20 protein-coding genes are annotated in these 18,710 nt (G+C 39.4%); 18 read left to right on the forward strand and 2 right to left on the reverse strand.

The genetic code is table 11. From position 1 onward, the window contains the following. Positions 1-11: 11 nt before the first annotated feature. The 12 genes from J7E67_RS21655 (at position 12) to J7E67_RS21710 (ending at position 11,202) form a co-directional block, all read left to right on the forward strand. Positions 12-749 (forward strand): 2-phosphosulfolactate phosphatase, encoded by a 738-nt coding sequence (locus J7E67_RS21655; protein WP_214732810.1) that lies wholly within the window; start codon positions 12-14, stop codon positions 747-749. Positions 750-877: 128 nt separating this feature from the next. Beyond that, positions 878-1,657, forward strand: coding sequence for an enoyl-CoA hydratase/isomerase family protein (locus J7E67_RS21660; RefSeq protein WP_214732811.1), 780 nt, complete (start codon positions 878-880; stop codon positions 1,655-1,657). Between the two features lie 12 nt (positions 1,658-1,669). Further along, positions 1,670-2,644: a quinone oxidoreductase family protein gene (locus J7E67_RS21665; RefSeq protein WP_214732812.1), complete on the forward strand. Its 975-nt coding sequence runs from the start codon at positions 1,670-1,672 to the stop codon at positions 2,642-2,644. A gap of 185 nt (positions 2,645-2,829) precedes the next feature. Then, on the forward strand, positions 2,830-3,531 hold the full coding sequence (locus J7E67_RS21670) for a response regulator transcription factor (RefSeq protein WP_214718542.1): 702 nt from the start codon (positions 2,830-2,832) through the stop codon (positions 3,529-3,531). After that, on the forward strand, positions 3,521-4,927 hold the full coding sequence (locus tag J7E67_RS21675; RefSeq protein ID WP_214718564.1) for a sensor histidine kinase: 1,407 nt from the start codon (positions 3,521-3,523) through the stop codon (positions 4,925-4,927). The genes J7E67_RS21670 and J7E67_RS21675 overlap by 11 nt, the downstream gene beginning before the upstream one ends. Positions 4,928-5,093: 166 nt before the next feature. Beyond that, on the forward strand, positions 5,094-6,536 hold the full coding sequence (locus J7E67_RS21680; protein ID WP_214732813.1) for a S1C family serine protease: 1,443 nt from the start codon (positions 5,094-5,096) through the stop codon (positions 6,534-6,536). 21 nt (positions 6,537-6,557) lie between these two features. Next, entirely contained in the window at positions 6,558-7,445 is an 888-nt protein-coding gene (locus tag J7E67_RS21685) for a peptidylprolyl isomerase (protein ID WP_214732814.1), read from the forward strand. Positions 7,446-7,472: 27 nt separating this feature from the next. Then, positions 7,473-7,886, forward strand: coding sequence for a hypothetical protein (locus J7E67_RS21690; protein WP_214718547.1), 414 nt, complete (start codon positions 7,473-7,475; stop codon positions 7,884-7,886). A 167-nt stretch (positions 7,887-8,053) separates the two neighbouring features. Then, on the forward strand, positions 8,054-8,485 hold the full coding sequence (locus J7E67_RS21695; RefSeq protein WP_214732815.1) for a cell wall hydrolase: 432 nt from the start codon (positions 8,054-8,056) through the stop codon (positions 8,483-8,485). A 114-nt stretch (positions 8,486-8,599) separates the two neighbouring features. Beyond that, positions 8,600-9,925 carry a Na+/H+ antiporter NhaC family protein gene (locus tag J7E67_RS21700; RefSeq protein ID WP_214732816.1) on the forward strand — a complete coding sequence of 442 codons (1,326 nt, stop codon included), beginning with the start codon at positions 8,600-8,602 and terminating at the stop codon, positions 9,923-9,925. Between the two features lie 122 nt (positions 9,926-10,047). Beyond that, positions 10,048-10,623: a YitT family protein gene (locus J7E67_RS21705; RefSeq protein ID WP_214732817.1), complete on the forward strand. Its 576-nt coding sequence runs from the start codon at positions 10,048-10,050 to the stop codon at positions 10,621-10,623. A 72-nt stretch (positions 10,624-10,695) separates the two neighbouring features. Continuing rightward, positions 10,696-11,202: a mismatch-specific DNA-glycosylase gene (locus J7E67_RS21710; RefSeq protein ID WP_214732818.1), complete on the forward strand. Its 507-nt coding sequence runs from the start codon at positions 10,696-10,698 to the stop codon at positions 11,200-11,202. A gap of 45 nt (positions 11,203-11,247) precedes the next feature. On the opposite strand, the gene shc is transcribed toward J7E67_RS21710, so the two are convergent. Further along, positions 11,248-13,113 carry a squalene--hopene cyclase gene (gene shc / locus J7E67_RS21715; protein ID WP_214732819.1) on the reverse strand — a complete coding sequence of 622 codons (1,866 nt, stop codon included), beginning with the start codon at positions 13,111-13,113 and terminating at the stop codon, positions 11,248-11,250. A gap of 150 nt (positions 13,114-13,263) precedes the next feature. Between shc and J7E67_RS21720 the strand changes: the two genes are divergently transcribed. From J7E67_RS21720 to J7E67_RS21745, 6 genes are all read left to right on the forward strand, one after another. Further along, on the forward strand, positions 13,264-14,325 hold the full coding sequence (locus J7E67_RS21720) for a DUF2515 domain-containing protein (protein ID WP_214732820.1): 1,062 nt from the start codon (positions 13,264-13,266) through the stop codon (positions 14,323-14,325). Beyond that, on the forward strand, positions 14,252-14,704 hold the full coding sequence (locus J7E67_RS31895) for a CBO0543 family protein (protein ID WP_285290740.1): 453 nt from the start codon (positions 14,252-14,254) through the stop codon (positions 14,702-14,704). Before J7E67_RS21720 ends, J7E67_RS31895 begins: the two co-directional genes overlap by 74 nt. Before the next feature lie 243 nt (positions 14,705-14,947). Further along, positions 14,948-15,388: a peptidylprolyl isomerase gene (locus J7E67_RS21730; protein WP_214718556.1), complete on the forward strand. Its 441-nt coding sequence runs from the start codon at positions 14,948-14,950 to the stop codon at positions 15,386-15,388. Positions 15,389-15,483: 95 nt separating this feature from the next. After that, positions 15,484-16,284, forward strand: coding sequence for a divergent polysaccharide deacetylase family protein (locus J7E67_RS21735; protein ID WP_214718557.1), 801 nt, complete (start codon positions 15,484-15,486; stop codon positions 16,282-16,284). Positions 16,285-16,425: 141 nt separating this feature from the next. Beyond that, a complete protein-coding gene (locus J7E67_RS21740) occupies positions 16,426-17,178 on the forward strand; it encodes an exodeoxyribonuclease III (protein WP_214732821.1) in 753 nt (250 codons plus the stop codon). A 107-nt stretch (positions 17,179-17,285) separates the two neighbouring features. Next, complete coding sequence (locus tag J7E67_RS21745; protein WP_214732822.1) at positions 17,286-18,056, forward strand: class I SAM-dependent methyltransferase; 771 nt, start codon at positions 17,286-17,288, stop codon at positions 18,054-18,056. Between the two features lie 52 nt (positions 18,057-18,108). On the opposite strand, the gene J7E67_RS31900 is transcribed toward J7E67_RS21745, so the two are convergent. After that, on the reverse strand, positions 18,109-18,234 hold the full coding sequence (locus J7E67_RS31900; RefSeq protein WP_285290741.1) for a hypothetical protein: 126 nt from the start codon (positions 18,232-18,234) through the stop codon (positions 18,109-18,111). Positions 18,235-18,710: the final 476 nt, after the last annotated feature.

Raw genomic sequence — 18,710 nt, forward strand, 5'->3', positions numbered from 1 at the left:
GCTGGGTGGGAATGACTAAGATTCATCTTCTTATGAAGAAAGAAGACATCCGAGAAGAGAAAATTGCTGATGGAAATAAAATCGCGGTCGTCTTAGATATACTACTGGCAACAACCACAATTGTTTCAGCCTTAAAGGATGGCGCAAAGGAAGTCATTCCAGTTTTGCATAGCAAGGAAGCAATCGAACTTGCAAATCAGTACCAACAGGATGAATGTATTCTGGCTGGAGAACTAGATGCCAAACCGATTGACGGGTTTGTTTATCCTAGTCCAACGTTAATCAGGGAATCCATTAATGGAAAAACGTTAATTTTATCCACCACAAACGGCACTGTGGCGTTAAGAAAATCATCTTCGGCGAATAAAGTATACATTGCATCTATGCTCAATAATCCTGCTGTTGCTAGTTCTCTTCAGAAAGTTAGTGAGGATCAAACCATTCTAATTATTTGTTCCGGAAATTCTGGGGAAATGAGTTTAGAAGATTTTTATGGTGCCGGCCACTTAATAGATTGTTTATTGAAACATAGTGAATATGAATTAACAGATGCAGCGAAAACGGCTTTATATTTCTACCGGGGTCAAAAGGACGCCTACGAGATTCTGCTAGATTCTTATGTTGGAAAACTTCTAGATAAATATAATCAGCATCCTGACTTAAGGGTGGCTTCGGTAAAAGGGATAACTTCGATTGTACCTATATTAAAAGATGGAAAAGTCGTAGTCGAAACAATCTATTCTATATAAAGGGATGCAGAGATCGATGAGGTTTTCACAAACAATTGCATTAATAACGGGGCAGGAAGCGGAATTTGCAGGGCGACAGCTTTTTGGTTTTCAATAGATTACGAACATAAACTGAAAGGAAGATGAATATGAGCCAAGGACATTTATTAATTGAAAAACTAGGTCCGGTGTTGTCTTTGACATTAAACCGTCCAGAAAGCCTAAATGCGTTTAGCCCCGAGATGATTTTAGGACTAAAGGATGCGCTTACTAACGCCCAAATGGATGAAGATATACAGGTGATTGTTATATCTGGAGCCGGTCGTTCCTTTAGTGCAGGCGGCGATGTCAAAACAATGGGGCAGGCAGACTCTAATCAAGTTTACGAGCATATCGGCAAGCTCAATGAGCTCATTTTATTGATGAAAGAAACCGAAAAGCCGATTATCGCCACTGTTCACGGTTTTGCCGCTGGGGCAGGGTTTAATTTGGCTCTGGCCTGTGATCTTATAGTAGCAGCGGAAGACAGTAAGTTTGCCCTAAGCTTTTCACAGGTTGGTTTAATTTCTGACGGGGGCGGCTCCTATTTACTTCCGAGATTAATTGGTCCGCATTTAGCGAAACAATTCTTTTTTACAGCAGAACCAATCCCTGCAGAGCGTCTTTTTCAACTAGGGGTGATTAATTATTTAGTTCCATTAGAGAAGCTTCAAGAAGAAACTACGAAATTCGCCTTAAAATTGGCGCATGGTCCTGGGAAAGCGTTTGGAAAACAAAAGAAATTAATTGATCAATCGTTTACATCCACACTTGAGGAAATCCTCGAGCAGGAGCGGTTGATACAGACGTTAATGGTGCAAACAGCTGACCACAAAGAAGGAATTACCGCTTTTAAGGAAAAAAGAAAACCAGCATTTAAAGGGAAATAGGAGATGAAAGTGATGAAAGCAGTTCGATTAACAGAATATGGTGGACCAGAAGTATTGAATCTAGTGGATATTGAAAAACCGGTTCCAACCGGTCATGAAGTTCTAATTGAAATAAAAGCGATTGGTGTTAACTACGCGGATACTGCTCGGAGGGAAGGACAATATGTCGTAAAAACGCCGCTGCCTTTCATTCTTGGTGCTGAGATTGCGGGAGTGGTTGCTGCAATTGGAGATCAAGTCACAAAAGTTAAGCCAGGCACAAGAATTGTCACCTTAATCGAATCAGGGGGCTACGCTGAATATGCGCTAGCAGATGAGGGTTCACTGATTCCGATTCCTGAACAATTAGATTTCCAAAATGCCGTTGCTCTGCCGTTGCAAGGCTTAAGTGCTTATCATATTTTAAAAACAATGGGTCGTTTAGAAAAGGGCGAAAGCGTCCTTGTGCATGCAGCTGCAGGCGGGGTAGGAACAATTGCTGTTCAGCTAGCAAAATTGTTTGGGGCAGGAAAGGTCATTGCTACAGCAAGCACAGCTGAAAAATTGGCGTTAGCACAGGAAATGGGCGCAGACGTACTAATTAACTATACAGAGCCAGACTGGGAACAGCAGGTTCTTGAAGCCACTGGCGGCAAAGGGGTAAATGTTGCGCTTGAAATGGTGGGCGGGGATGTTTTTAATAAAACCGTCAAATGTCTCGCCACATTTGGCCGCCTTGTTGTGTTTGGTGCTGCAAGCGGTGAACAAAGCCGCTTCTATCCGTCATCACTGATGGCTAGAAATCAATCAGTTATCGGCTTTTTCTTACCGCAGATTATGAGGAAACCAGAATTACTGCAGCCAAGCTTAGTAGAGTTACTTACATACCTCGGTGCAGGAAAATTAAAGCTGACCATTGGCGGGGTATTCCCATTAGAGGATGCTGCAAAGGTCCATACTCTGCTGCAATCGCGAAAAACACAAGGGAAATTAATTTTAGTGCCGTAATGTTAAATAAATGTATGAAAGAGGTCTTGAAGTGATTCAAGCCTCTTTTTCTGTGGAAATATTAATAAACTATGAACAAACTATTAATTAGTAGAGAACAATTGTTTTTATGGTTGTTATGCTTAAAATTTGAGCTAAACTAATTAAATAGAACAATTTAGGTTGCATGAGGAGCTGATCTAATTTTGAGAATATTAGTGATTGAAGATAATAAAAGTGTTTGCTCAATGATCGAAATGTTTTTTGCCAAAGAAGGCATTGATGGAGAGTTTGTCAATGATGGCCTTGAGGGATATAACCGCATTAAGGAAGGGACATGGGATGCTCTCATTATTGATTGGATGCTGCCGGGAATGGATGGGGTAACGATCTGCCGTAAAATCCGGCAAGAAAATTTTACTGTTCCAATCATTATGTTAACAGCAAAGGATAGTGAGTCAGACCAAGTGCTCGGACTTGAGATGGGAGCTGATGATTATGTAACCAAGCCATTCAGTCCGCTGACATTGATGGCGAGAATTAAGGCAGTGACACGCCGCTTCCAAACACAGGTGCCAAAAGAAAGTGACGATTTCCTACAAACTGAACACTTTAAGGTAAGTAAAAATACGAGAGAAGTGATTGTGGACGGAACACCGGTGACAAACTTAACACCGAAGGAGTTTGATTTACTTTACTATATGGTTGAACACCCCCGACAAGTGTTTTCAAGAGAGCAGTTACTTGAACGGGTTTGGGGCTATCAGTACTACGGTGATGAACGGACAGTCGATGTCCATATCAAACGGCTGAGGAAAAAAGTCGAAACAAGCTCGCAGCAATTCTTCCATACGGTATGGGGGGTAGGGTATAAGTTTGATGAGTCAATCAAAGCGGATGAAGTTTAGATATATTTACCAACAGTTTTTTAGTCATATCAGTATCATTATTGTTGCTTTTTTGGTGTTAAGTCTTTTATTTGCCCATTATGTTGAAAATCTGGTTTATGAGAATAAAGCAAACGAGCTCATTTCTTACGGAAAGTCTATCATGTCAGAGATTGAACAAAGGCCACAAGCGACGGAGTCCATCATTAATCGATATAGCTCCGTATTAGCGACCAGAAAAATGAGCTTTAGTATGTTCGATCAATATGGAAAATTATACGCCGTTGGAAAACAGGGTCCAGCCATTGGGGGGTTATCTGACAAGGATTGGGATAAGATTTCAAAAGGACGTACCCTTGTGGTTAATAGCGATTTTAAAAGGTTCGGTCAAGAAGGTGTTACCTTTGTTGTATTACCGTATCTTGATAACGGGAACTTTATTGGCGGCATTCTATTAACCTCACCGATTAGCGGCTCAAGTGCGATGATTCAACGTGTTAATCAGTTTATTTTGTATACCATTCTTATTGCTCTTATTGTGTCCTTTCTAATGAGTTGGTTTTTATCGAGGATTCATGTTAACCGGATTAAGCGTCTACGTGAAGCAACCTCTCTTGTCTCTGCTGGGAATTATCAAGTACACGTTTCTGCCTCCAATTTTGATGAAATTGGTGAATTAGCAAACGATTTTAATCATATGGTCGATAAAATTAATACATCGATGGAGGAAATTGAAAGTCTGGAAAATAGACGAAGGCAATTTTTGTCTGATGTTTCCCATGAAATGCGGACGCCTCTTACGACAATTAGTGGTGTAATCGAAGGTTTGAAAAATGATATGATTCCGGAAGAAGATAAAGAGCGTGGAATCAACTTAGTTAGTCAAGAAGCGAAAAGACTCATTCGCCTTGTCAATGAAAACTTGGATTATGACAAAATTCGCTCCAACCAGATTCAGTTATTTAGGGAAGACATTCAGCTCGTAGAGTTACTAGAAATTATTCAGGAACAATTAATGCCCCAAGCAGAGGATAAAAATAATCGGATAGTTATTGACGCTGCACCGGAAGTCATGGTCAATGCAGATTATGACCGTCTGATCCAAATATTAATTAATATTACCAAAAATAGCATTCAATTTACCACGAACGGGACTATTTGGCTGCGTGGAAGAACAGAGGAGAACTCAACTATTATCGAAGTGGAAGATACGGGAATTGGCATTGATCCCAATGATATCGAAAACATCTGGCGTCGTTTCTATAAAGCTGATATTTCCAGAACCAGTAACCCCTATGGTGAATTTGGGTTAGGTCTTTCAATCGTAAAGCAATTGGTTCTACTTCATAATGGAGAAATTAATGTTTTCAGTGAAGAAGGACAAGGAACAAAATTTGTGATTCGACTTCAAAAATAAGAGGGAGTATTTAGAAGCTTCGGGCTGATGCCTGCAGCTTTTTTGCGCAGTTGCGATTATATTTCTTGGATATTTCCAAAAGCCGTTATAGTTTGTTAATAATTTCTTAAGATTTGTCAGTTAAAGTAAAGACAAGTTAGAAAATCCTTAAAGGAGATTGAGTGAGATGGAATTGAAAAATGAAAATGAATTCGAAAAAAATCAACCTAATTCATCTGAAATGACTGAAAATACAAAAGCTGAAGAACAAGCAGTAGATACAATCAATTTCAGCCATACCGAAGAAAATTCGCATGCTGTCGATGCGACCGTAACAGTGGAGACGAAGGATTTTGTCAATCATGAGGAACAAGAAGAACCAATCGTATTCGACCCAACCATAGAAGCGACATTACCTCTAGAAATGGATCAAACGCGTACGACTAGCCAAGTTGATCAAAAGTATAAGAAAAAACGGAATGTAAGAGGATTTGCCTCCACACTAGCCGCTGGGGTAATTGGGTCTGTATTGACATTAGTGATTCTGCCACATACAGACTACATAAAAAATCATTTTCCGAAGGTGGAGAATCAAGGGGCAATAAGTTCACAACAAGGAACATCTGTCAAACCAGTGGTGGCTCAGCCAACAGCCGCATCTTCTAATTCGATTGCGGATACGGTTGAAAATGTATCAAAAGCCATTGTAGGGATCGTTAATTATCAGCAACAAGAGAATAATTTATATGGAAACCCTAACACATCACAAAGTGTGGAAAGCGGATCTGGCTCGGGAGTTATTTTTCAAAAAAATAATGACACGGCGTATATTGTCACCAATAACCACGTAGTAGAAGGGGCCTCGAAACTTGAAGTATCTTTGTTTGACGGTGAAAAGGCGACCGCAGAAGTTGTTGGCACAGATGCCTTAACGGATCTTGCGGTCTTAAAAATTGACGCTAAATACGTGACGGCAACTGCTGATTTTGGTAATTCATCCACACTCCGCCCTGGCGACCAGGTTTATGCGATTGGAAACCCGCTCGGACTCGATCTCTCAAGGACAGTCACGCAAGGTATTGTCAGTGCAACGAACCGAAGCATTGCTATCACAACATCAGCAGGAAATTGGGACACCAATGTCATTCAAACAGATGCAGCGATCAATCCAGGGAACAGTGGTGGTGCGTTAATTAACCCACAGGGGCAAGTGATTGGGATCAATAGTTTGAAAATCTCTGAGAGTGGTGTCGAAGGATTAGGCTTTGCGATTCCTAGTAATGACCTCATTCCAATTGTGAATCAATTAATTAAAAGCGGTAAAATTGACCGTCCATATCTTGGGGTAGGACTTGCAGATCTTGATCAAGTGCCACAAATGTACTGGCAAAACATGCCGAATAACACAACAAAAGGTGTTTTGCTGACAAACATTGAGCCTAATTCAGCAGCTGCAAAAGCTGGGCTGCAAGTAAAGGATATTATTGTCTCTATGAATGGAACGGAGATTACCAGTTCTTCAGATTTAAGAAAATATTTATATACAAAAGTTAGCAAAGGCGCTGAAATAAAATTTGGTATTTACCGCGAAGGAAAACAAATGACGATAATTGTAAAACTGTCGGAATAATGGGAGGGAGTAGCTAGAAAAATGTCCTTATTAAAGCAAAATAAAAAGACTGTTCTAATCATACTAGTGTTATTAATTACGATGGGTATCTCGCTAAGTTTCGCCCTAAAGAAGGATGAGACGGTCGCAAAGTTTAATGGTGAAGCAATTAGCAAAGACGATCTTTATAGTGAAATGGTCGAACAGTATGGTGCTGCCACAGTTGATAAAATAATTGGCGATAAAATTGTGGCTGCTGAGGCTAAAAAACAAAAAATAAATATTACTAACAGTATCCTGAATAAAGAGGTTGAAAAACTGAAAGCCTCTTATGGCGGCGAAGAAGCATTTAAACAGGCGCTTGAAAGCAACAATACTACTTTGGCTTTTCTTAAACAAGATCTAAAAAATTATTTGACCATCAAACAATTACTGGAGCCTCAAATAGAAATTACCGAGGAGGAAATGAAAACCTATTTTGATGAAAATAAGGATTCGTTTGCCGATGCAGAGCAAATTAAAGCAAGTCATATTCTGGTTGCCGATGAAAAAACTGCTAATGAGGTCAAACAAAAGCTCAACGATGGCGGGGATTTTGCGGAGTTAGCCAAAGATTATTCCACCGATGATAGCACGAAGGATTCAGGCGGTGACCTTGGATATTTTGCCAAAGAGACAATGGTCACTGAATTTGAAGATGTGGCTTTTGGACTGGCAGTGGACCAAGTAAGTAAGCCAGTAAAGACTGAATATGGGTATCATATTATTAAAGTGGAGGCTAAAAAGAAGGCAAAAGAAGCAAATTATAATGACAGTAAGGAAGAAATTAAAGAAACTTTAGTTGATCAGAAAATCGATTCTGAGTACACAACCTGGCTAGAGAACAAGAAGAAGAGCTATGATATTGAAAATACACTAGAAGAAGTTTAACCCTACGATCAAGAGGTGAATAGCAAGATGAATCGGGTCGGGAAATATGCAGCAAACGATACAGTGGATGATCTTGAGTTGATGAATATGGTCTTTGAACTCCCTGAAAAGGATAAAATGATTATGTGGTCTGAAGGCTATATTGATCTTGTGATTGAGAAATTACCTGAATATGCCCGAGATGTTTTGGAGAATCGCAAGGAAAAGTGGGAAGATACGAAAGCATATTACCAAAAGAAGATTGAAGATATTATTAACCAGGAAGAGTTTAAATTGAAACAAAAGGGCGAACGGAAGGAGTTCGCCCTTTTCGTCATGGAGCGATTTCCAGAATATCAATCGTTACTTTTTTTAGTTTATGATGGGAATCTAAAGGAGGATGATTTTAGAAAGTTTGTCTACCGAAAAAGGCTCGGTTCACGTAAAAAGTACCTTCATTAAGCGGGTTGGCGAGATAAAGTGACAAGTTGGCGGAATGATCGTCAGGTTGTTTGACCAAGTAATAAAACAACCCTGTGGTTTCCGCTATTTCTTGTTATTCGTAAAATCTATATCACCAACCCACTTTTAGGAATATGTTATAAAGCAACAAAATTGGGGGTGACGTGATGGCAGTTGTGAAGGCAAGTTCATCGGATATTGATCTTATGGCGCGATTACTTAGAGCCGAAGCTGAAGGGGAAGGCACTCAAGGAATGCTCCTTGTTGGAAACGTAGGAATAAACAGACTTCGTGCAAACTGTTCTGATTTTAAAGGTCTTCGAACAATACCACAAATGGTTTATCAACCACATGCATTTGAAGCAACGACAAAAGGATATTTTTATCAACGAGCTAGGACTGCAGAAAAGCGTTTGGCACAAAAAGTCATTAATGGTGAAAGGTATTGGCCGGCAAAATTCAGCCTATGGTATTTTAAGCCACCCGGAGATTGCCCGCAAACATGGTATAATCAACCTTTTGTAGCTAGGTTTAAACTGCATTGTTTTTATCAACCGACTGCGGCAGAGTGTGAAAGTGTTTATAATACCTTTGCGTAACAATGGAGCCGTCTTTTTGCGGCTTCTTTTTATATTGGTGGCAAGCTATTGCTTTTCGGAAGGGTCATTTTTCCTTATAATAAGAGATGCTTCTTAATTAAAGGGTCGGTTCGTATGGATATCAATTTTTCTTTAAAGCAAGTGTTGCTCCTTCTAATCGTTACTTTGACAGGGGTGGTTTGGTCAGTTATCTTTCATCACCCACTTGTGGCAGGTTTTTTTCCAGGCTACCTCATGCTTGTTTGGTTAGCAAAGAAAAAAGAGATATCGATAAAACAAATTCTACATATTAGTATTTTGGGTGTGAATAAAACGAAAATTGTCATCTTAATTCTTTTCTTGGTTAGTTTCTTGCTGCCATCTTGGTACTTATCAGGTACCATTCAGCAAATGGTGAAAATCGCCTTGCATTTTATCATCCCAAATCATTTTTTTGTCTTATCCTTTCTAAGCGCCATGGTATTCTCGATGCTACTTGGAACGACTGTTGGGACATTGAGTGCGATTGGCATACCTATTATTGGGACGGCAATCGTTCTTCACCTTCTTGTTGAAATGGTGGCTGGCGCATTGGTTTCAGGAGCGTTTGTAGGCGATCGGACCTCGCCGTTTTCAAGTGCCCATCAACTTTTGTCACAAACGGTTGAATTGCCGGTGAAAAGACAATGGAATGCGATGCTTGTCACCACGCTTTTGGCTATTATTTTATGCTTTTGCTTTTATGGAATGGCTGACTATCTGATCTCTGAAACAACTGCTTCAAATACCCAACCACTAAGTTTACATGAAATTTCAGTGATTAAATTAATCCCGCCAATCATCTTAATCGTATTTGTCCTTTTACAGTTTAGTATCATTTATGCTTTCTTAACTAGTATTCTATCAGCTTCGGTGATTGCATTATTCGGTGGAATTTCATATACAAAACTCGTTTTTTCTTTGTGGCATGGCATTGGTGGGCTTGGGGGAGGATTCCTTCATATGTACGAATTGCTCCTATTTTTAGCCTTGGCAGGGGCATATAATGGCCTTTTAGAAGAAATGAATGTCATGCAGCCTTATTTAGATAAATGGTTACAATCATCTCGATCTCTGACTGGTGACACCCTTAAAACGCTTTTGGCGACATTTTTGATCACTTTAATAGCAGCAAATCAAACCCTGCCCATTATTCTAACAGGGAGATCCTTCCTTCCTCATTGGTCTAGTAACTATGGAAAAGAAGAGCTAGCTAGAGTGATGGGGGATTCGACGATGCTGTTTCCGGGGATAGTCCCGTGGAGTGTTCTCGCCATCATGTGCAGCACGATCGTTGGTATACCGATCATGGATTATCTGCCATTTGCGCTATTTTTATGGATTTTACCCATTTTAACGATATTAGTTTCCTTAGTAAAACAAGCCCGAAAATCCAAACCAAATCGAACAGCGATTGCTTAAAAAACGGAGTCCTTTGCGTCTCCGTTTTTTCGGTTTTTGGGGTTAAAAGAAAATCCCTTTGAATGAAGTACCACTATCTTTCATATTAGTGGTAGTAAAGAACTTGGACAAGGGATGATCACATGCTGAAAAAATTGGCTATAATCGGATTTGGGAGCACCATGATTGGGATTGGCATTAACGGGTTTATTCTTCCTTTGCATTTAATTAATGGAGGATTTTTAGGTATTAGCCTGTTGTTAAAATATATTTGGGGTTTTAAAACCGGAATCACGTTTATCTTTCTTAATATCCCCGTTTATATGTTCGCCTTTAAATCTGACCCCATTTATTTTATCAATGGTGTAATAGGAGCGCTCTGTACCGGTCTTATGATTGAATTATTCATGCCTTTAAATGGAATATTTCATCTACCCATTCTTAGCAGTGTTATTGTAGGAGCTGTGATTATTGGGTGTGGGGTTGGGGTAATGCTTAGAAATCATATTAGTCCAGGCGGTATGGACCTTCTAGCACTAATCATTGCCAAATGGTCAAAAGTGAATGTTGGCGTCATTATGTTTGCGATGGATGCCGTAATTATTATTACCGGTCTCTTTCTCCTTCAGGATGTGAAACTTTTTTATTCACTGATCATCGTAGCGATTGTTGGACTACTAGCAAGTATTATTACCACTATTAACATTGAGCGGCACTAAATAAAGTAAATATTACATAACGATTGAACAATTGGTAAATCTAAAAAGGCTAGGTAAATAAGGAGATTTTTTATGAAACTTATCAGTGATCATCTCAAGGGAAATTTAAAGGTTTTATTTGTTGGCTTTAATCCAAGCATTCGCTCTAGTGAACTAGGGCATCATTATGCTAATCCCAACAATCGTTTTTGGAGGATCTTGTATGAAGCGGGGTTAACGCCGAGGAAATATGACGCAACTGAAGATGCGAAACTTTTAGATTTAGGATATGGCTTTACAAATATCGTTCAAAGGCCGACAAAGGCAGCGGATGAAATTACGAAAGAAGAGTACGTGGAGGGAAGAGAAATCTTAAAGACAAAGGTCGAACAGTTAAAGCCACAAGTAGTTTGCTTTGTTGGAAAGGGAGTTTACCAGCAATACAGTGGTTTAAAAGTGATTCAGTGGGGAAAGCAACCCAACGGATTTGTACCTGGAGTGGTTGATTTCGTTGCACCTTCTTCAAGTGGTCTGGTTCGAATGAAAATGGAGGAAATTGTTGATATCTATAAAGGGCTTGTCCCGATCCTAACTCAATAAAACATCGACGGAAATTAAACTAATGCCGTCGATGTTTTGTTCTTTTTACGACTCGAATTTTTTATGATAATGTGACATAGCCATGAGAGGGAAAATGTAGCGATAACTGTGATAGTGAATGTAAAAACCACCGGCCATTCCTTGACCTTTTGGATAATTAGTGGTCCAATCTTGTTTTTCAAGTGACGCTAATAAATAGGAAATCCCCTTTCGAATCTGTGTGGTTGGTTCTTCTGAAGTGGTTAGCAGGGTATCGAGTGCCCAAGCTGTGTGCGTTAATGTACTTGCTCGTAATGGCACATATGCTTTTTCGCTATCACTATGGCATGACTCTCCCCAGCCGCCATCCTCATTTTGAATCCCTTGTATCCAATTCACAGCCTTTTGGATTGCTGTATGACTAGTAGGGACCCCTGCGGCTAATAAACCAGTTACTGCTCCCCAAGTTCCGTATAAATAACAAATCCCCCATCTTCCATACCAAGAACCATCCTTCAGTTGATTTTTCAAAAGCCAGTTAACCCCTTTATTGATCGCTTTGTGGTCTCTTGATAAATTCGTGTAATTCCCCAAAAATTCTAAGGTTCGCCCTGTGATGTCTGCGCAGGAAGGATCTGTTAGTAAAAATTCGCCTTTTTCAATTGGGAGGAATTCGAATAACTTTGTATTGATGTTCTTTTCAAACGCTGCCCAGCCCCCATCGTCATTTTGCATGGATAAAAGCCAACTCAGACCTCGGTCCCAGGCATGTCTTTCATGCGGAACAATTCTTGAAATAGAACGGAGCGAGGCAGTTGTATCATCGACATCCGGATTCATCGTATTTATATCGGAAAACCCCCAGCCGCCGGGCATTGTCTTTGGATTATGAATTACCCAATCCCCGAATTTATGATGCTGATGGTCTAACAGGTAACGATTGGCCTTCATGACCATTGGATCGTCTGCTAAAACACCAGCTGACTGGAGGGCATAACCAATCAATGAGGTATTCCATACATTCGCTGTGGTGTACTGCATATGGGGGCTTCCGTTGATATCGCATTTCATTGCAATCAAACCTTTCACGGCCTTTGATATCACCGGATCCGTTTTCTTATATCCTAGGGAGAGTAGGGCAAAAATCATTAAAAAGGTACTACTGTAGTAACTGTAAAAGGTGCCATCTGCTTCAAGGTGGTCCAACATATATTTTTTGGCCCGTTCTATCGCTAGCTGATGGAGCTGCTCGGGTAGACCCATTAATCTTTTAACTCCCTCCTCGATAAATGACAACAAGGAACGATATTCAGCAGATCGAAACCAAGGTTTTTCCTGATTACGGTGTAGATGTAGTCCTGAAAGATTAGGGCTTTTCTTTGTCTTAATAAAAAACTTTTTGTCGGCGAGAAGAATAATCGGAGTAAGATTGGCTCTGCCAAAGACAGAAAAGGAATAGAAATTAATCGGAAAGTAGTGTGGCAAGAGTAAGAATTCAACCGGAAGAGGAGAAAAATCTGGCCATATATATTGACTGGTTAAAGAAAGCATCACTTTTGTAAAGATACTAACTTCTTCTAAGCCGCCTTTGGAGACAATAAATCTTTTCGCAGCCCGCAATCGTTTGTCATCCTTCTTAACATATCCCGAATATAATAAGGCGTAATAAGCTTCCACTGTCGCGCTGAGGTTCCCTTCGCCTTCATCATAATAAAGCTTCCATGCTCCATTTTCACCCTGTTTACTAATGATCCTCGAAACCAAGCCTTGAATTAATTCTTCATCATTTAATTCCAATGTCCGCAATAAAATGATCATATAGGCATCTGTTGACTGTCCTGTTTCAAAGGGGTAATTCCAAGATCCATCGGGAGATTGGTCTTTCCGAAGCTTCTTAATAATCCAATCGATGCCTTTTTTTGTATTGCTCATAAGTAAGTACTCATTCCTCTCCCAGAAAATTATTCTCATTCATACATATTCCATAGGTAGAAGGAGAATACGCAAAGGAGGTAATGTGCCATATTTTTTAAGAGAAATCGCGAGAAGTCACCACTTGAATATATAAGGGAAGAATTAAAAATGAAGGGCAAACAATCAGGTTTGCCGCCAAAAATAACGAGAGGGGAAGCGATCCTTTTAGAACAAATAAAGACTGAGACAAAGGAGCATAACTTAAATAATGTCACTAGAACGAAGGCATACCTTGACTTTTATCTTCACTTCCCTGAAATCCATTGGGCTTTTCTCGGGCATATGGTCTCACGGAACGGGGGGTGGAATATGACCGACCTTAAGGGAGAATTTCTCACCCGTTTACTCTCGAAAAAAGAAAGAGAAACTTTTTTTTCTTTTTTAGAGCGTGGGAATTGGCTCATTTTCCAAGACGTCTATCCGCAATTTTTGTTGTATAGGGAAAGCTTAAAGCAACATAAACCGTTATTTCATTTAAGTTCTTATCTAAATATTTCTACCTTTATGGAAACGATTTGGAATCACTTTTGGCTTTATCAAGAAACCTATACTCTCGCCATTGCGTTGATAATAAATGAACAGAGTTATTTGGAAAAAAGGGTGGTTCAGAATCCACTTTATCAAAAAGGAGTGTTAAATAAATTTGAATTTATTCTCCAGGACCTGCTTTCTTTTAACCATATCCTCTTTCCCTATGGAAAAAGAAACCTAGCTGGGCAAACACTTCATCAGTTTGAGTCATTGAATGAACGAATTTTACTTGGAAAAAGATTATATGATGTCCTTTTTAAAAACAAGGAGCGTTTAAAACTAGTCTTGGAATGGGCTAAAACCCATCCACATTCAGGCTCCAGAAAGGATTACTGGCCGCATATTTTTAATAACATCAACGAAGGAATACCTGGTTTTGCCTATCAAACCCGCTTAAAGGCCTGTCAGCTCAGGCCGCGGGCAAGGAAAATTTATAGTCCTGCCCTTGAATACGCTTGGAAGAATGTAAGTCAAACGGAGGCTGAAAAAGGGGACTGGTTTGAAGATGATCGTGTTGTGGATTATTTAATGGATGACAATGAAAAAATTGACGGGGAGATTAAAAATGAATACTGTAAAACACTTGAACGACTCGAGCTCGCTGCCATCGCCAAAAAAGCCATATCGATTTTGGACTAACCCATCCCTCGCAGCCGTATTTTTGGCTTCCTTGTTCGCTACGTATTTAGATCTTTTTTTCGTTGGGAAACACATATATCGGTTCCCCGTGAGGCCGTTGCCAACTATTTTCTCCATCAATATTGTATTTACACTCGTGGTGCTGCCGGTGTTAGTATTCGTCTTTCTGCGAATGATGAACCAGGTGAATAAATGGGGGAAACTAGGCCTGATCGTCTTTATTAGTCTTTTGATGCCCATTCTAGAAAAATTAACGGAAGTGTTCGGCTGGTTTGACCACACTGAGAACTGGTCACATCTCTACACGTTCTTTGGTTACCTGTTATTTTTAACGATTCTTTATTCTTTCTACACTTGGATGGCTATACGAAAAGGCTAACATACAAAAAGCCGAGACTTTCGTCTCGGCTTTCGTGATGCAACAGTTTGTTACACCTTGCCCCTTCCGTCCGTACATTGGTTAAGTGTCCCGCAACAAGCGAATGTTCGGAAGGGGTACTATTATATTACCACAACCATAGGAGAAATATTACTGAAAGGAAGAAATTTGGTGTTTCAAACTTTCATTTCTTTTTTGAAAAGTGTATGATAAAAATGATTTTTACATAAAGGAGTGTTTTCAATGGCGAAAAAAGGTCATTTTTTGATGGAAAACGGAGAAAAAATTGAATTTGATTTATATTCAGAAGCAGCACCAGGGACAGTTGAGAATTTTGAATCATTGGTTAACAAAGGATTTTACAATGGATTAACATTCCACCGAGTTATTCCTGGATTTGTAAGTCAAGGAGGCTGTCCTGAAGGTCGTGGAACTGGTGGACCTGGTTACACAATTAAATGTGAAACAGAAGGGAATCCTCACAAACATGTACCTGGTGCATTATCCATGGCACATGCAGGCAAAAACACTGGAGGAAGCCAATTCTTTATCGTTCATGAATCACAGCCGCATCTAAACGGTGTGCATACCGTGTTTGGACAAGTGACTTCTGGGCTTGAAACTGCAAAATCCATGCGCAATGGTGATAAAATGGTAGAAGTAAAGGTATATGATCAAGAATAGATAACTCAAGAGGGCTCTTGCAGCTCTCTTTTTTTTGTCTAATTTATGATCACTTAGGGCAAATTAACCTCTAAAATCAAAGTTGGGGGTCATTTATGAAAAAGTTTATTTATATGCTTATTCCATTCATGGTATTTACATTTCAACAACCGACATCGGCCGAAAAAAATGAACCCAAAGAACTAAAGGCTGCGATTATCATTGATGATTTCGGCGGTGGAACGGGTGGTGTGCGTGACTTCCTTGAAGGAGAAATTCCGATTACTGCTGCAGTCATGCCGTTTTCAGAACACTCGACAGAACATGCGGAATGGGCCCATAAATATGGCATCGAAGTAATGATTCATTTATCCATGGAACCAAAAAGAGGAAAAAGATCTTGGCTTGGGCCAAGGCCAATTACGAATGACCTTTCACCAGCCGAAGTAAGACAAATTGTAGAGGACGCGATAAAAGATGTTCCATATGCTGTAGGCATCAATAACCATATGGGCTCACTTGCGGTTGAAAATAAAGAAATAGTTCGTGCAATTGTTGAGGTTGCTAAGGAAAGAAGATTATTTATTATCGATAGTGCCACTAGTCCAAATACGAAATTTCCCGAAATAGCCAAAGAGCTGGGTGTACCCATCCTTAAAAGAGATGTATTTCTAGACGACATATCCTCTTCAGCGCATGTTCGAAAACAAATGATTAGACTAGCGAAGGTTACTGAAATAAAAGGTACAGGTATTGCTATTGGGCATGTAGGTATAACCGGAAAAATATGTTCGATTGGTGTCTTTCAGGCGATAGACGAATTTAATAAACGAAATATAAAAATAGTCCCTGTTTCCAAGCTGTTTTCCGGCAAATTACCTGAAAAGTATTTTATACCATATAAAAAAGGCAGCTGACTGAAGTGCCCCCCATCAGTTGGACTAATAATCCATCTTATGGGGGTTCATATTTCTTTCCCAAATCCTCCTTAACTGATAAAATGTCTCCTATCAAACACTACTAAATAACCAGTTAGCAAGGGAGAAGGAATAGTTAGCATGAAACTAGTATCTTGGAATGTTAATGGCCTTAGGGCATGTGTTAAAAAAGGTTTTTTGGATTATTTTGATGAAGTGGATGCAGACATTTTTTGTGTGCAGGAAACCAAACTGCAAGAAGGGCAAATTAGTCTTGAGTTGGCTGGATATCACCAATACTGGAATTATGCAATCAAGAAAGGTTACTCTGGTACGGCGGTGTTTACTAAGAACAAACCGCTTTCTGTTCGATATGGGGTAGGAACGGATGAGACTGAAGGAGAAGGACGAATTCTTACATTAGAGTTTGACGACTTTTTCTTAGTTAATGTCTATACCCCTAATTCACAAAGAGATTTAGCGAGAATCAACTATCGTTTGGACTGGGAGGATCGGATCCTACTGCATTTGAAGGAATTAGATAAACTGAAACCCGTCGTCTTATGCGGGGATTTGAATGTCGCCCATCAGGAAATTGACTTGCGAAATCCAAAATCCAATAATGGGAATTCCGGGTTTACGCAAGAAGAACGTGGGAAAATGACCTCTTTACTTGCTGAAGGCTTTGTTGACAGCTATCGTCATTTTAATCCGGAGAAGGAAGGTGCTTATACCTGGTGGTCCTACATGGCAAAAGTCAGGAAAAAAAATATTGGCTGGCGGATTGATTACTTTATTGTTTCCGAAAGATTGCGGGAACGACTCAAGAATGTGGATATTCATTGCAATGTGATGGGGAGCGACCACTGCCCGGTAATTCTTGAAATGGATTGATAAATCCGATTAGTTTTTCTTATTGTAAAACATAAAATACCTGTCATTTTCTTTATGAAGTAACTGCTTTATAGTTATTAAATAGAAGTCACGGAGGGGGAAATGACATGGATATCAAAAAGGATGTACAACAACAGTTTGGAAAAAGTGCAGATTCCTATGTTAGTAGTGCTATCCACAAAGATGGCAATGACTTACAAAAGCTTTTAGAAATGGCGATGACGACCGGTGAAGAAGAATTATTGGATGTTGCCACAGGCGGTGGTCATACTGCCAATGCTTTTGCATCTTGTGTAAAAAAAGTAACGGCATTAGATTTGACACCTGAAATGTTAGTGGCAGCTCAAAAATATATCTTAGGTAATGGACATCAAAATGTCGAGTTTAAAGTTGGGGATGCAGAAATTCTTCCCTTTCCTGATGGATTATTTGATATTGTAACTTGCCGGATTGCTCCACATCATTTCCCGGATGTAAATAAGTTTGTGGAAGAAGTCCACCGCGTTCTCAAGCCATCAGGTCAGTTTTTACTTGATGATAATGTCGTTCCGGAGGAAGAGGACTATGATCTATTTTATAATACCATCGAAAAATGGCGGGATTACAGTCATTTCCGGGCTTGGAAGAAAAGTGAATGGCTCCGGATGCTTGAAATTTCCGGTTTTGAAATTTTTGAATGGCACCGCTTTGAAAAAACCTTTCATTACGAACCTTGGTGTGATCGCATGAATTTACCTGAAGATGAAAAAGATAAATTAACTCAATTCATCCTTAGTGCATCCCCGAAAGTAAAAGAGAAATTTAAAATTACCATAAGGGATAATCAAATTATCTCCTTCGTCGGGGAAGCCGTCATATTAAGGGCAATTAAAAGGTGAAAAAACCCTTTGCATTAAAAGAGGATTTCTCTTTTTTCAAAGGGTTTTCGAATTAAACATCGTTAAGTGCGGTTCCAATCACATCAAATTCAGGCAATTTCTCATCCAAAACCGATTGATTTTGCTCTTGTTCCACAGGAGTAATCAATCCACTTTCATCGTCTTTTTTCATACTCAATTTATAGTCATCTCCTTTATGATAAGAACGGAATACTAAAGTATTTTTTCCTATTAATTCTTAATCTAAACCTATTTAATAAACTTTGATTTTCCCATTACAAAGTGCTATTTAATTTATGGCTAAGTTAAAGATCATTGTTGATTTTGGCCCATGTTGATTGGAGCGAAGCGCCTGAAGCGGAAATCAACAGCCAAGTTTAACACAGCCTATTTATAAAAAAATCGAAAAGAAATGGTTGACGAATTAGTGATGGGGTAGTATGATATTCATTGTCGCTGCTACGGAATAAATAGTTTAAGAGATGTAAGAAATTATTTCGAATGAAGTTGACATTAAAAAGGTGTTATGCTAGAATAATAAAAGTCGCTAATCACTTGATTGGATGACAAACAAGAATAATAGATTTGTTCTTTGAAAACTAAACAAACAAAATCGTGCAAACAAACAAAAATTTTTAGTTTCAATTAAGAAAC

The organism is Bacillus sp. ISL-46, assembly GCF_018613205.1.